Raw genomic sequence first — 14,836 nt, 5'->3', positions numbered from 1 at the left:
AAACAAAGATCGCTACGGTGAGGACACCGGGTTCGCGTGAGCATCCGCGTACCCGGTGTCTTTTTTTACCCATATGCGTGTACTGCCCGCTATGGACCTTTCACGGTGTGTATCAGGGTTTATAACTAGAGATCACTTCGTGCCCCTTTCGTGATCGATTTCCCGGGAAACATCCGCGACCCTGGAACCAACGGGCTCGACGACATCTACGCCCGATTGGCCGGGTTGTGGGTTTTCGAGCACGGAGGATCAGGCATGGGTGCCTTCATAGTTCGCAGGCTTCTGAACTATGTGGTCTTGGTGTTCGTCGCCACGTCGCTGGCGTACCTGGGCGCGTCCTCGGCGTTCCACCCCAAGGACATGTACCTGCAGAAGAACCCGCCGACCCCGGCCGTGGTCATGTACCACGAGCTGGACCAGCGCAACGAGAACCCGCAGAAGCCGGTGCTCGAGCGCTACGCGCACTGGGTCGGCGGCGTCGCCCACGGCGACTTCGGCCAGACCTGGCAGCTGGACTCGGTCGGCAAGCACTTCTCGATCAGCGTGTGGGTCACCGTGCGCCTGGTCAGCGTCGCGGCCATCCTCTCGGCCGTCCTCGGGATCCTGATCGGCTCCTTCCAAGCCGTCAGACAGTACAAGTTCAGTGATCACGCGATCACCTTCGGGTCCTACATCGTCTTCGCGATGCCGGTCTTCGTGCTGGCGCCGCTGCTGAAGCTGATCGCGGTCCAGGTGAACAAGGCGGTCGGCGGCGACACCCCGTTCCTGCAGTACCAGGGCGAGATCGACCCGAACGCCAGCGGCTTCTTCGGGCAGCTGTTCAGCCGCGCCGACCACCTGCTGCTGCCGACCATCTCGCTGACGCTGGGGCTGATCGCCTTCTACAGCCGCTATCAGCGCGGCCAGATGCTCGACGTCCTGGGCTCGGACTTCCTGCGCACGGCACGGGCCAAGGGCCTGACGAAGGGCCGGGCGATCCTCAAGCACGGCGTGCGCACCGCGGTCATCCCGGTCATGACGCTGGTGACCTACTCCACGATCCTGACCTTCGCCGGCGCGATCATCACCGAGCGGGTCTTCGGCTGGAACGGCCTGGGTTCCTGGTTCACCGACGCGACGAACCACTCCGACGTGAACTCGGTGGCGGTGATCACCCTGTTCTCCGCGGTGCTGGTGCTGATCGCCGGGATGCTCTCGGACGTCATCACCGCCGTGCTCGACCCCCGGGTCCGGCTGTGACGCCTCCGCTGATCCCCGCCCCCGCGAGCACTCGCGCCAGCCACCGAAGGGCCCTGTGATGACCGCTCCGACCCCGGCCGACACCGTCGCCGAGTCCGTCGAGACCCTGGCGGCCGTCCCGCGCGGCTCCGGGCGCACCGCCCTGGTCTGGCGCCGGTTCCGCCGCAACACCTTCGCCATGGTGGGCCTGGTCGGCCTGGTGCTGCTGTTCGCTTTCGCGTTCCTCGGCCCTTTGCTGACCCACTGGTCGCCGGGCGACATCGACCTGATCAACACCCAGTCCGGGCCGACCGGCGACCACTTCTTCGGCACCGACGACGTCGGCCACGACATGTTCGCCCAGACCGTCTCCGGGATGCAGAAGTCGCTGATCATCGGTCTGCTGGTGGCGCTGCTGTCCACGGGCTCGGCGGGCCTGCTGGGCACCGCCGCGGCCTACTTCGGCGGCTGGTGGGAGAAGGCCATCAGCTGGCTGACCGACCTGTTCCTGGTCGTGCCCTCGCTGCTGATGCTGATCATCCTCTCGCCGTACTTCCAGGGCGCGAGCTGGCTGGTGCTGGTGCCGATGATCGCGGTGTTCAGCTGGATGATCACCTCGCGGGTGGTGCGCGGCATGACGCTGACCATCCGGGAGCGGGAGTTCGTGCGCGCCGCCCGGTACATGGGCGTGCCGTCCTGGACGATCATCCGCCGGCACATCCTGCCCAACATCTCCTCGATCCTGATCGTCGACTACACGCTGAACGTGGGCGCTGCGATCGTCACCGAGTCGTTCCTGTCCTTCCTGGGCTTCGGTATCCAGAGCCCGAACGTCTCGCTGGGCACCGTGATCAATGACGGGGCGCAGTTCGCCTCCACCGACCAGTGGTACCTGTTCGTGTTCCCGGCCTCGGTCCTGGTGCTGATCATCCTGTGCGTCAACTTCATCGGGGACGGCCTGCGCGACGCCCTCGACCCCAACTCGACGGGAGCCTCGGCCCGATGAGCCGGAATCTGCTGCTGACCGACGCCTCCGGGCGCCCCGCCGACCCGGCGCCGTCCGGCTCCCCGCTGCTGTCCGTCCAGGACCTGCACGTCACCTTCGGCTCCGAGGCCGGGGACGTGCGCGCGGTGCGCGGCGTCAGCTACGACCTGTACCCGGGCGAAGTGCTGGGCATCGTCGGCGAGTCCGGCTCCGGCAAGTCCGTGTCCTCCATGGCGATCCTGGGCCTGCTGCCGGACAACGCCCGCGTCACCGGCTCGGTGAAGCTCGAGGGCCGGGAACTGCTGGGTCTGAACGACAGGCAGATGTCGAAGATCCGCGGCAAGGACATCGCGATGGTCTTCCAGGACCCGCTGTCCGCGCTGACCCCGGTGTTCACCGTCGGCGACCAGATCGTCGAGGCGCTGACCGTGCACCAGAAGCTGTCCCGGGACGCCGCGCGCAAGCGTGCCCTGGAGCTGCTCGACGTGGTCGGCATCCCGGACCCGCAGCGGCGTTTCAAGAACTTCCCGCACGAGTTCTCCGGCGGCATGCGCCAGCGCGTGATGATCGCCATGGCGATCGCCAACGACCCCAAGGTGATCCTCTGCGACGAGCCGACGACCGCGCTCGACGTGACCATCCAGGCGCAGATCCTGGAGGCGCTGAAGAACGCCCAGGAGCTCACCGGCGCGGCGATCCTGATGATCACCCACGACCTCGGCGTGGTCGCCGGGTTCGCCGACAAGGTCGCGGTGATGTACGCCGGCCGCCCGGTCGAGCAGGGCGCCGTCGACGAGATCTACTACAGCCCGCGCATGCCGTACACCATCGGCCTGCTCGGCTCGATCCCGCGCCTGGACGGCGGCGCCGAGCAGGGCCGCCGGCCGCTGACCCCGATCGAGGGCAACCCGCCGTCGATGGTCGGGCTGCCGGACGCCTGCCCCTTCGCCGACCGCTGCCCGATCGCGACCGACATCTGCCGGGACTCCGAGCCCGAGCTGCTGCCGACCGGCGGCAACGCGCACCTGTCGGCCTGCCACCGCCGCGCCGACCTGCAGAGCGGGACCATCCCGATCGGCGAGGTCTACCCGATCCCGGACATCCCGGCGGCGGAGCTGGACACCGTGCCGCGCGAGCAGCGCGAGCCGGTGCTGGCGGTGACCGGGCTGCAGAAGCACTTCCCGTTGCTGCGCGGCGCGGTGTTCAAGCGGCGCGTCGGCACGGTCAAGGCCGTGGACGGCATCGACTTCGAGATCCGCGAGGGCGAGACCCTGGGCCTGGTCGGGGAGTCCGGCTGCGGCAAGACCACGACGCTGCTGGAGATCCTGGAGCTGGTGGCTCCGCAGGCCGGCTCGATCGCGGTGTTCGGCCGCGAGGCGGCGAACCTGTCCGGGCGCGAGCGCATGGAGATGCGCAAGGACATCCAGATCGTGTTCCAGGACCCGATGGCGTCGCTGGACCCGCGGATGCCGGTCGGAGAGGCCATCGCAGAGCCCTTGCGCACCCACGGCTGGTCCGCGGACAAGGCGGCGGCGCGGGTGAGGGAGCTGCTGGAGCTGGTCGGCCTGGAGCCGTACCACGCCTCGCGCTTCCCCCGGGAGTTCTCCGGCGGCCAGCGGCAGCGCATCTGCGTGGCCCGGGCGCTGGCGCTGAACCCGAAGGTCGTCATCCTGGACGAGCCGGTCTCGGCGCTGGACGTGTCGATCCAGGCCGGCGTCATCAACCTGCTCGACGAGCTGCGGGCCAAGCTGGGCCTGAGCTACCTGTTCGTGGCGCACGACCTGTCGGTGGTCCGGCACATCGCCGACCGGGTGGCCGTGATGTACCTGGGGCGGATCGTCGAGATCGGCGACGTGTCCTCGGTCTTCCACGCGCCTTCGCACCCTTACACCCAGGCGCTGCTCTCCGCGATCCCGCTGCCGGACCCGCGCCGGGAGCGCGAGCGCTCGCGGATCCTGCTCCCCGGCGACCTGCCCTCGCCGGCGAACGTGCCCTCCGGCTGCCGGTTCCGCGACCGCTGCTTCAAGTACGCGTCGCTGGACGCCGCCGAGCAGAGCAGATGCCGCGACGAGGACCCGGTCATCCTGCCGCGTCCCGGCAAGGCGGACCACGCCGCGGCGTGCCACTACGCGGACGCGCTGCAAGTGGTCTGACCGGCTCCTCCTCCAACTTCCCTTACCCAAGCGTTCCACTACGGGAGAAACGACAATGTCCAGCATCACCAAGAAGTCGCCGGCCATCCTCGCGGTGCTGGCGACGGCCGCCCTCGCGACGTCGGCCTGTTCCTCCAGCAAGAGCTCGTCCGCGGGCGGGTCGTCCTCCGGCGGCGGCAAGTCGATCCCGGTCGCGACCGCCAACGACATCAACGCCAAGGACGCCTCGACCCTCAAGGGCGGCACCCTGACCCTCGCGATCGACCAGTACTCGTCGCAGTGGAACGGCATGACGAACAACGGCAACGAGCAGGACACCCAGAAGGTGCTGTCCACGATGATGCCGCAGCTGTTCCACTTCGACGCCACCGGCAAGGCCACACCGAACGCGGACTACCTGGTCTCCGCCGACGAGAGCACCGTCGCGGGCAAGCAGACGGTCACCTACAAGCTGAACCCGAAGGCGAAGTGGTCGGACGGCACCCCGATCACCTACAAGGACTTCGTCGCCACCTGGAAGGGCGAGGAGGGCTCGGCGGCCGGCTTCGACGTCGCGAGCTCCACCGGCTATGACCAGATGGCCTCGGTCGTGCGCGGCGCCGACGACTTCACCGTCGTGGTGACCTACAAGACGCCGTTCTCGGACTGGAAGTCCATGTTCGACCAGTTCGACGGCGGCGGCCTGTACCCGGCCTCGAAGGTCTCCACGGCCGACGGCTGGAACAAGTCCTACATGAACGCCATCCCGGTCACCGCCGGCCCGTTCAAGCTCGAGGGCATGGACCCGACGAACAAGACCGTCTCGGTCATCGCCGACCCGAACTGGTGGGGCGCCAAGCCGATCCTGAGCAAGATCGTCTTCCGGGCGATCGAGGACACCTCGGCCCAGGCCGACGCCTACAACAACCACGAGATCGACGCCTTCGAGGTCGGCCCGCAGTCGGCGCTGTACGCGAAGATCAAGGACACCACCGACAGCACCGTGCACTACGCCGGCGGCCCGGACTGGCGCCACATCTCGATGAACACCCAGAGCCCGGCGCTGAAGGACGACGCCGTCCGCAAGGCGATCTACCAGGCGCTGGACCGCCAGCAGATCGCCGACGTGGACCTGAAGAACCTCGGCACCTGGAAGCCCACGGTCCTGAACAACCGCTTCTTCGTGAACAACCAGACCGGCTACCAGGACAACGGCGCCGACGTCGCCTTCAACCCGACCGCCGCCAACGCCGCCCTCGACGCCGCCGGCTGGGTCAAGGGCGGCGACGGCATCCGCGCCAAGGGCGGCGTGAAGCTCAACCTGAAGTGGATCGAGCCCCAGGGCGTGAAGACCACCTCCAACGAGGCCCAGATGGTCAAGGCGGACCTCGCCAAGATCGGCGTCGGCCTGGTGGAGACCCCGGTCAACAGCGACGACTTCTTCGACAAGTACATCAACACCGGCAACTTCGACATCACCGCCTTCGCCTACACCGGCAACCCCTTCCCGGTCAGCAGCGGCGCCCCCCAGATCCAGTCGGTGACCGACCCCAAGAACATCCACAACAACCCCCGCCTGGACTCCAACCCGGCGATCGACCAGGCCCTGACCAAGGCCCTGGAGGACACCGACCCCACCCAGGCCATAGCCGACGCCAACGCCGCGGACAAGCTCGCCACCGACCAGGCCAGCCTGATCCCGCTCTACCAGCGCCCCCAGATCTGGGCCACCAAGACGAACCTGGCCAACTTCGGCTCCTTCGGCTTCCAGGACTACGACTGGACGAAGGTCGGCTTCACCAGCTGACGCCAGTGAAGTAGCTGCGTAGGTGTGTAGCTGCGTAGCTGGAGTAGGTAGTGCTGCGGGCTCCGTCCTTCGGGACGGGGCCCGCGGTGTTTTTCGGGCGGTGGCGGCTGGATGAGCACGACGGCGCAGCCAACCGAGCTGCATCGACTGAGCCGCCGAACGCAGCCGCCGCCCGCCAACGCAAGCGCGTGCGCACCCGACCACCAGCGGCGCTCAGTCACCTGGCCACCAGCGCTGCTCAGTCTCCTGACTCCGGTGCCACTCAGTCGCCTGGCCACTGGCGCCGCTCAGTCACCCAACTCCGGCGCCGCTCAGTCGCCTGGCCACCAGCGCTGCTCAGTCGCCTGACTCCAGCGCCGCTCAGCCACCTGGCCACCAGTGCTGCTCAGCCGCCTGACTCCGGCGCCGCTCAGCCGCCTGGCCACCGGCGCCGCTCAGTCGCCTGACTCCAGCGTCAGAATCGCGTCGGCCAGCCGGGCGATCTCGCCTGCGAGCAGTTCCGTCTGCTGCCGTTGCTGATGCGCGATGCGGGCCAGCCATGAGCCGAAGAACAAGAAGCCGCCGAGTGTGGTCAGCGCGAGTCCGCCGATGCCGCCGGAGACCACGTATGCCACCTGCTCGAAGGAGTACGGCGTGTGGGCCGCTCCGTACCAGCCGAGGCCGATCGCCAGCAGGCCCAGGGGCATCAGCAGGCTGCCGGCGAGCGAGAGGCCTTGCTGCATCAGCCGTTCGGACTCGGTGGTGCGGGTTTTGGGGCGTGCCGTGACGGCGCCGGTGCGGGCTTGGCCGTTCATCGCGCGGCCTGCCCAGGTCTTCGCAGTGCTCATCGATCGCCCTCCTGAGCGCGCTGTGCCGCTATGGCCGTCATTCCTCGAACTCCCGCAGGTCCGGGACTCCGGTGGAGCCTCCGGCTTCGCAGCCCGCGCCGCCGAACAGCAGCGTGCTGTACTTCCGCAATCCCCAGGCGGCCACGCAGGCGATCGCCGCCGCGCCGAGCATCAGCTGGCCGGGGAGGCCGCCGAACGCCGCCGGGGTCACCTTCGCCGCCGTGTTCTGGAGCGGCGGGCTCGGTGCCATGCTGCCGGTGGCTCCGCCTGACGTGCCGCTGGTCGTGCCGCCGCCTGTCGTACCTCCGGTGACGCCGCCGGTTCCGCCGCCCACGCTGCCGCCGCCGCTGCCGCTGGTGCCGCCGCTCGTGCCGCTCGTGGCCGAGCCGCCGGTGGTCGTGCCGCCCGTGGTGCCGCCTGTGGTGCCGCCGGTCACCGAGCCCGCCGCGCTGCTGGGCGGCGTCGGGGGACCGCCGGTGGTGCCGCCGGAGAGGTCGATGGCCTGCGAGGCGTTCGCCTTCGACTTCGCCGAGCCGACGGTGAGCACGATCTTCGGCGCCAGCTGCGGAAGGATGCCGACGATCTGGCTCACTTGCGGCGGCAGCTGCTGCAAAAGCTGCGGCGGGATCTGCGCGAAGAGCTGGCTCAGCACCGGGGTCAGCGGCAGCATCGCCTTCAGCTTCGCGGTGTCGATCGTGACCTGGAGACCATGGCTGAACATCTCGCCGGCGGTGTCCTTCGACACGTCGCCGGCCGCCGGCAGCGCCACCGAGATGCCGAGCGGCGCCAGGATCTGGTTCACCGCGTCCGGCAGCTGCGGCAGCGCGATCATGCCGAACGGCGACTGGATCCCGTTCGCGGTGATCCCGAACGGCACGCCCGCCACCGACATCGACCCGTAGTCGACGTTCCCGGCAGCCGTGCCCTTGACCCCGTCCGACGTGCTCTGCGAGGTGACCTTCAAGCCGTCGAACTCGATCAGCCCGCCGAGGATCAGCAGCTTCCCGGCGTCGGACTCCGCGGTGGCGACCGCCTTCCCGCCGGTCACCGTCGCCGAGGACTGCGACCGCTCGCCCTGCACGTCCACCAGCGCCGACTGCCCGGTGAGGAACTTGATGAGCGTCCCCAGATCCGGCAGCTGCGGCTGGGGCAGCACGCCCCCGAGCAGCCCGCCGAGCAGACCGCCCGAGGAGGACGGCGCCGACGACGGCGCGCCGGACGGCGACGACCCCGGCAGCGACGGCCCGGTCCCGGGCAGCGGCAGCCCGAACGTCGACACTGACGTCGACCCGTTGGCATCGGTGTGGGACTGCATGTACGAGCCCGGGATCGGCTGCATCGTCGCGTCCGGGGTAGCGCCGGGGAACTGCACGTTCGTCAGGATCGGGTACTTCACATTCGGGCTGTTGAACAGCTGCCCCAACCCGAACGCGATCGCGTCCCCGGGCCACATCCAGCTGGCCGTCGCGGCGCCGGTCGGCCCGGATCCGTAGCTGGCCCGCGTGAAGGACAGGTCGAACTCCAGGTTCGGCTGCCCGGGCTGCGCCGGGATCGGGATCTTCGGATCGTAGATCTCCATGGTGACCGGCGCGGCCGAGGCCGAGACCGTCCAGCCGCCGAGCGCCGGCGCCGACCCGCTGTCCGCCGGACGCGGCGCGGGCGCCGGACCGGCCCACACCGCCGGCGTCGCCAGCATCCCGAGCGCGACTGCGGCGACGGCCGCGCCGCCCCGACGGACACGCCGGACGCGCCGGACACGCTGCCTACCGGAGTGCCCTGAACTCCTCGTGCTCCCTGTACTCACGCTGCCGCACCTCCCAAATACAACGCGGCCAGATCCCGCCGGATGACCTCCGGCTCGTCGAAGGCCACGATCCTGCCGTGCGTCATCACCGCCGCGAAGTCCGCGACCCGCAACGCCATGTCAGCGAACTGCTCCACCGCGACCACCGTCACGCCCCGCTCGGCGATCTGCCCGAGCACGTCGTACAGCTGCCGCACGATCAGCGGCGCCAGCCCCATCGACAGCTCGTCGACCAGCAGCACCGCCGGATCGGTCACCAGCGCCCGGGCCATGGCGAGCATCTGCTGCTCGCCGCCGGACATCGAGCCGGCCAGCTGGTCGTACCGCTCGGCCAGCCGCGGGAACCGGGTGAACGCCGTCTCGTAGATCTCCGCCGCGGACGCCCGCCCGGCCAGTCCCGACAGCCGCAGGTTCTCCGCGACCGTCAGGTTCGGGAAGATGCCGCGGCCCTCCGGAATGGTGCACAGCCCGGCCCGCGCCAGCGCATCGGGGGCGGCGTCGTTCACGTGCGACCCGCCGAGATGGACGTGGCCCGACGCGGCCCGCAACCGTCCCGAGCACACCTTCATCAGCGTCGTCTTCCCGGCGCCGTTCGGCCCGAGCAGCGCCACGACCGCGCCGCGCGGCACGGCCAGATCCACGCCGTGCAGCACCTCGATCCGGCCGTATGACGCGTGGACGTCCTGCAACTCCAGGATCGGCGCCATCAGAACCAGCCTCCTGATTCCGGCTCGTCGTCGGCGGCCGGCATGACGAGCGTGCTGTCGGCAGGCTCCTCGGACTCAGTTGGTTCCTCTGTCTCAGCTGGTTCCTCTGACTCGTCCGGGTCCTCCTCGCCGAGATAAGCCTTCCGCACCAACGGATCCGCCTGCACCTCGGCAGGTGTCCCCGAGGCGATCAGCCGCCCCCGGTCCAGCACATGGATGACATCCGAGACCCGCATGATGAGCCCCATGTCGTGCTCCACGATCAGCACCGCCCGGCCCTGCGCCGCCAGATCCCGCAGCAACTCGCCGAAGGACTCGGTCTCCGCCTCCGACAACCCCGAGGACGGCTCGTCGAGCAGCAGCAGCTCCGGGTCGATCGCCAGCGCCCGAGCCAGTTCCACCAGCCGCGCGACGCCGGTCGGCACCGAGTCGGCGCGGGCGCCGGCGTAGCGCTCCAGCCCGATCCGCTGGATCAGTCCCCGGGTCACCTGCGCCGGCTTGGTGTTCTTCGCCCGCACGGCGTCCGCCGCGACCCGGATGTTCTCCTCGACGGTCAGCGACCCGAACGCCTCCAGACGTTGGAAGGTCCGCGCGATCCCGTGCCGGGCGCGCCGGTGCGTGGGGGTGTGCGTGATGTCGTCCCCGTCGAGGAAGACCTTGCCGCCGGTGGGTTTCTGCAGGCCGGTGATCACGTTGAACAACGTGGTCTTGCCCGCGCCGTTCGGCCCGATCAGCGCGGTCACCTGCCCGCCGTCGGCGGAGATCGTGGCCTTGTCCACCGCGGTGACGCCGCCGAAGCGCACCGTCACCTCTCGCACGTCCAACCGGGTCACGCCTCGACCTCCGCGTTCTCCCCGCTCGCCCCGACCGTCACCGCTCCGCCGCTCGCAGAACTCTGACTCGCTGCCGAGCGGGTGGCGATGCCGCGAGCGATCCCCGCCGAGCCGAGCCCGAGCCGCGCGCCCAATGGGTTGTCCCGCAAGGAGAACAGCCATCCGGTGATCCCGTTCGGCTGCTTCCCGAGTCCGACCGCGGCGACCGCCAGGATCAGGAACAGGTACGCCTGCGTGCTCGGATAGCTGTTCAGCGCCATCAGCAGCATCCCGCCGAGCAGCGCGCCGCTCACCGACGTCACGCCCGCGCACACCACGATCAGCAATAGCGGCAGGCTGTTGAAGAACTGGAAGTTGGTGCTCCCGACCTGGTTCTGCAACCCCGCGTAGAGCCCGCCGCCGAGTCCGGCCACAGCCGCCGACCCCGCGAACACCGCGACACGCGCCGTCCGCGGATTCAGTCCCAAAGTGGCGCAGGCGGCGGGGGAGTCGCGCAACGCGATCAGGACCCTGCCATAGCGGCCCTTCCGCAACACGATCACCGCTGCCCCGAGCACGCAGAAAACCGCCGCCGCCAAGAGCGCGTAAGCCTTGTCGGAGGTGAAGCGGTATCCGAACATGTCCAGGCGCTTGGTCGTCAGCGACCCGCCGAACCCGCCGAGTGAGGGGTTCTGGAACACCATCGTGTCCATGATCTGCGCGAAGGCGATCGTCGACAGCGCGAGGTACAAGCCCTGCAATCGCAACGACGGCAACGCCACCAGGATCCCGGCCACCGCCGCGAGCACCGCCCCGGCGAGCACCGCGGTCGGCGCCGAGGAATGCATCTTCGCCACGGTCAGCGCGCCGACGCCGAAGAAGCTGAACTGCGCCAGCGACACGTATCCGCTGAACCCGGTCAACGGAACCAGCGACAGCGCCAGGATCGCGAAGCACAGTCCCAGCGCCATCCGGTTCACGTTCACTTCGCTGAGCACCGCGTTGCCGAAGACCACCGCGAGCAGCACCAGCGCCGAGGCGACTGCGACGCGGCGCATCTCCGGCGTCCGCACCCCCGCGACGCCGGCCAGCCGTCCGACGCGCAACTGCGCCTGCGGCATCAACAACAGCATGAGCAACAAGAAGATGGCTGGAATCGCCTCGCGGAAGCCGGTCCATCCCGGGCCGGTCCATAGGTATCCCGACGCGTAGGCGTTCAGTAGTCCCAGCACCAGCGCCCCGACGAACGTCCGCGGCAGGCTGGTCAGCCGACCGGCCATCGCGGCGGCGTAGGAGTTCACGACCAGGAGCGTCAGGGATATGTAGTTCAGTTCGCTGGGTTCGGAGGAGACCAGCAGGATCCCAGCCAGTGCCGCCAACGCCGAGCCCATGGCCCAGGCGATCGAGGACATCAGGTTCGGCCGTCCGCCGTGCAGCGCCAGCAGTTCCTTGTCGTCGACCGCCGCGCGCATCGCCACGCCGAGCCGGGTGAACGTCAGGAACGCCCAGAGCACGGCGCCGACGACCACGGCCAGCGCGACGGTCAGCAGCTCGTTCCCGGTGATCCGCACCGTGCCGACGGTGACGCCGTGCCCGGCGAAGAACTGCTGCACCTGGTGCACGCCGGGCGGCCAGATCTTCTCCGCGGCGCCGATCAGCCCGACCAGCACCGCGCACGTCACGACCAGCGTGACGCCGACCCCGGCGTCGGCGACCCGGCGGATGACCCAGCGCTCGAGCAGCGCCCCGAACAGCGGCGCCACCCCGAAGACCACGATCAGGACCGAGAGCCAGGTGGACAGACCCTGGTTGTCGGCCAGCTCCCAGTAGACGAACGCCATGACCATGGCGGTGGCGCCGTGCGCGACGTTGAAGATCCGCGTGGTGGCGTAGGTGAGGACCAGGCCCGACGCCGCGATCGCGTACGAGGCGCCGATGACCAGGCCCAGGACGGTGTACGTGAGGAAGACATTCATCCCACGGCGCCGCTCTCAGCTGACGCCGGAGTTGATGAGGTTCCCGCAGCTCCAGCCCGAGCCCGGGGAGACCCGTTTCCAGGCCGACCCGGTGTACTGCATGAACAGTGCGCACGGAGAGGTGCTCTTGCCGCCGACGTCCTGCGGCGCGAACATCCCGTTGCCGGTGTAGTTGTGCACGCCGGCCAGCGCCTTCACCATCGCTGGGCGGGTGAGGTTCGGCCCGATCTGGTTGGCCAGCCGGGTGAACAGCTCGGCCGAGGACCAGGCGAACATCCCGAAGTAGGTGGGGGTCGCGCCCGGCGCGACCTGGTGCAGCCACTTGGTGTAGAGCTGCAATTCAGGGTTCGAACCGGCTTCCTCGAACATCGCCGCGTTGCTGAAGACGAAGGTGTTCTTCGCCGCCCCGCCGGTCTGCTGGATGTAGTTCGGGTCGTAGCCGGTCGGGTCCAGGACGAAGACCTTCGGCGTGAAACCCTGCTGCTGCATGGCTTGCGCGAGGGTCGAAGCCTCCTGATACGCGCCGAGGAACTGCACGTACTGCACGCCGGCCTGCTGCATCTTCACGACGTAGGGCGTGTAGTTCGACTCCGAGACGCCGATCGGCTGGTTCAGGACCCAGGTGAAGCCGTCCTTGGCATAGGCCTGCTCCCAGGATTTCGCTTGTTGCGCAGTGGTTCCGGTGTCGACGTAGAGGAACGCCGCCTTGGCGCTCGCACCCGGGAACTGCTTTTTCCAGAAGTCCGGTTGCACCTGCGGGACCAGCGGCAGCTGTTGCGAATCCGTGCCGAAACAGACCGCGCAGGTCTGCCGCGCTCGGGTGGTGCTCACGGCTTGCAGGTCCGGGATACCGCAGCTGGCGTCGGACGCCGCGCCGCCGGAGTCGAAGGCGGAGACCGAGCCGACCAGGGCGAAATCGGACTGGCAGGCGGTCAGCGTCTGCTGGTTGTCGCCGGCGTCGGAGGTCTGCGAGTCGTAGGAGTGGACGGTGAGCTTGCGGCCGCAGATGCCGGTCGGGTGCGTGGCGTTGAAGTAGGCCACGTAGGCCTGGACGGCTTGCGGCGCCGAGCTGAACAGGCCGCCGATCGGGCCGGACAGGTCGCTGGCGTTGCCGAGGCTGATGCTGTTCGCCGTCACGCCGGTGGCGCTGGAGCCGGTGGCGGTGCCGACGCAGGAGTCGGAGCCCGGACCGCCGGACCCTCCTGAGCCGCCGCCGCTCCCGCCTCCCGTGCCACCGGTGGTGCCGCCAGACGTCTTGCCGCCGGTTGTTCCGCCTGTGCTCTTTCCTCCGGTGGTGCCGCCGGAGGTTCCGCCGCCGCTGCTGGTGCCGCCGACCGCGCCGCCGGAGGATCCGCCGGTGGTCCCGCCGGACACGCTGCCGCCGGAGCTGCCCCCGGTTGTCCCTCCGGTGGTGCCGCCGGTCGTTCCGCCGGTGGTGCCGTTGGCGCCGGAGCTCTGGGAGCCGTCAGCGCTTTGCGAGCCGTCGCCGTGGGCGTTGCCTTGGCCGTAGGCGATGGCCGCGGCTTTCTGGTCGGCGGACAGGCGTGCGCCGCACGCGCCGAGGGACAGCGACAGGGTCGCGATGGTGATCGCGGCGGCTAGGGGACGGGGACTGGAGCGGAGGCGGGGGTGGAGATGGGGGCGGCGGCTATGGGAGCGGCTATGGCGGTCACGGAATCGCGGGGAGCGCGCGGAGGTCATCGAGTGCTACCACCTGACGGGTCGTCAGAAACGTTGGGTGTAGCAAGGCAGAGTCCTCTAATTCAACAGAGAACTCAATAGCGCGGCGAGAGTTGCCCAGCAGAAATTGGCAAACCGTGATACTGATTCACCCCAGAGAGTGAACGTGCCGGGGCTTCTCAGCCCTTGAGGATCTTGCCGAGCGCTTCCAGACCGCGGCTCGCCGTCGACTTCACGGTGCCCCGGCTGATGCCCAGCGCGTCGGCGATGTCCGCCTCCGACAGGTCGGACCAATACCGCAGAACCAGGACCTCGCGCTGGCGCGGCGGCAGCTTCTGCATCGCCTCCAGCACCTCGCGGTGCTCCTCCGACAGCAGCGCCACGGACTCGGCGCTGGCGGCGTCCGGAATGTGCGGCGGGGTGTAGCCGCGCGCGGTCTTGCGCCGGCGCAGCACCGAGCGCGCGTTGTTCACCACGGCGGTGCGCAGGTAGCCGAGCGGGTTCTCCATGCCGGTGAGGTCGTCGCCGTAGCGGCGCCACAGACCGGTGAAGGAGTCCTGCACCACGTCCTCGGCGGACATCTGGTCGTCCACGAGCAGGATCGCCAGCCGCACCAGGGAAAGCCGGTGCGCGTAGTAGAGGTCGGCCAGCGACGGCCCGTCGCCGGGCTGCAGCGCCCGATGCCCGCGCGGCGCCGTGCTCCCGCCGATCATCGCCAGCGGATGGTTCCCGCTCGCGGACAGGTCGTCGGCATCCTCGGTCGGGGTGTTCAGAGCCTCCCGCAGCGCCGCCACCACGGAGGCGACTCCGCCCGCGGGAGCGCTCGCGACGGTCGCACGACGCCAACGCGGCCACCATATGGTGCGCGCCGGCCAGGCGACAGCGCCC

Annotated in this window: 11 protein-coding genes; 4 read left to right on the top strand and 7 right to left on the bottom strand. The window is 69.4% G+C overall.

From position 1 onward, the window contains the following. Window positions 1-255 precede the first annotated feature (255 nt). The 4 genes from CACI_RS41100 to CACI_RS41085 are packed head-to-tail and all read left to right on the top strand — an operon-like array spanning window position 256 to window position 6,142. Window positions 256-1,239 carry an ABC transporter permease gene (locus CACI_RS41100; protein WP_015796865.1) on the top strand — a complete coding sequence of 328 codons (984 nt, stop codon included), beginning with the start codon at window positions 256-258 and terminating at the stop codon, window positions 1,237-1,239. Between the two features lie 58 nt (window positions 1,240-1,297). Further along, the gene (locus CACI_RS41095; protein ID WP_015796864.1) at window positions 1,298-2,224 is read left to right on the top strand and encodes an ABC transporter permease; all 927 of its coding nucleotides are present in this window, start codon (window positions 1,298-1,300) and stop codon (window positions 2,222-2,224) included. Beyond that, window positions 2,221-4,356 (top strand): ABC transporter ATP-binding protein, encoded by a 2,136-nt coding sequence (locus tag CACI_RS41090; protein WP_015796863.1) that lies wholly within the window; start codon window positions 2,221-2,223, stop codon window positions 4,354-4,356. Before CACI_RS41095 ends, CACI_RS41090 begins: the two co-directional genes overlap by 4 nt. Window positions 4,357-4,411: 55 nt before the next feature. Beyond that, a complete protein-coding gene (locus tag CACI_RS41085) occupies window positions 4,412-6,142 on the top strand; it encodes an ABC transporter family substrate-binding protein (protein ID WP_015796862.1) in 1,731 nt (576 codons plus the stop codon). Between the two features lie 434 nt (window positions 6,143-6,576). On the opposite strand, the gene CACI_RS41080 is transcribed toward CACI_RS41085, so the two are convergent. From CACI_RS41080 to CACI_RS41050, 7 genes are all read right to left on the bottom strand, one after another. After that, window positions 6,577-6,969, bottom strand: coding sequence for a hypothetical protein (locus tag CACI_RS41080; RefSeq protein WP_015796861.1), 393 nt, complete (start codon window positions 6,967-6,969; stop codon window positions 6,577-6,579). A gap of 37 nt (window positions 6,970-7,006) precedes the next feature. Further along, complete coding sequence (locus CACI_RS51810) at window positions 7,007-8,773, bottom strand: choice-of-anchor P family protein (RefSeq protein WP_190276690.1); 1,767 nt, start codon at window positions 8,771-8,773, stop codon at window positions 7,007-7,009. Then, window positions 8,770-9,480: an ABC transporter ATP-binding protein gene (locus tag CACI_RS41070; protein ID WP_015796859.1), complete on the bottom strand. Its 711-nt coding sequence runs from the start codon at window positions 9,478-9,480 to the stop codon at window positions 8,770-8,772. The genes CACI_RS51810 and CACI_RS41070 overlap by 4 nt, the downstream gene beginning before the upstream one ends. Beyond that, window positions 9,480-10,313, bottom strand: a complete 834-nt coding sequence (locus CACI_RS41065; RefSeq protein ID WP_015796858.1) for an ABC transporter ATP-binding protein — start codon at window positions 10,311-10,313, stop codon at window positions 9,480-9,482. Before CACI_RS41065 ends, CACI_RS41070 begins: the two co-directional genes overlap by 1 nt. Beyond that, window positions 10,310-12,268: a branched-chain amino acid ABC transporter permease gene (locus CACI_RS41060; RefSeq protein ID WP_015796857.1), complete on the bottom strand. Its 1,959-nt coding sequence runs from the start codon at window positions 12,266-12,268 to the stop codon at window positions 10,310-10,312. Before CACI_RS41060 ends, CACI_RS41065 begins: the two co-directional genes overlap by 4 nt. Before the next feature lie 15 nt (window positions 12,269-12,283). Next, the gene (locus CACI_RS41055) at window positions 12,284-13,969 is read right to left on the bottom strand and encodes an ABC transporter substrate-binding protein (protein WP_015796856.1); all 1,686 of its coding nucleotides are present in this window, start codon (window positions 13,967-13,969) and stop codon (window positions 12,284-12,286) included. Between the two features lie 158 nt (window positions 13,970-14,127). Then, a complete protein-coding gene (locus CACI_RS41050; protein WP_041543780.1) occupies window positions 14,128-14,661 on the bottom strand; it encodes an RNA polymerase sigma factor in 534 nt (177 codons plus the stop codon). Between the last annotated feature and the right edge of the window lie 175 nt (window positions 14,662-14,836).

Source organism: Catenulispora acidiphila DSM 44928, from assembly GCF_000024025.1.
GTDB classification, from domain to species: domain Bacteria; phylum Actinomycetota; class Actinomycetes; order Streptomycetales; family Catenulisporaceae; genus Catenulispora; species Catenulispora acidiphila.
Note: the sequence above shows the minus strand (reverse complement) of the source record. Positions and strands in the feature narration are given on the sequence as shown.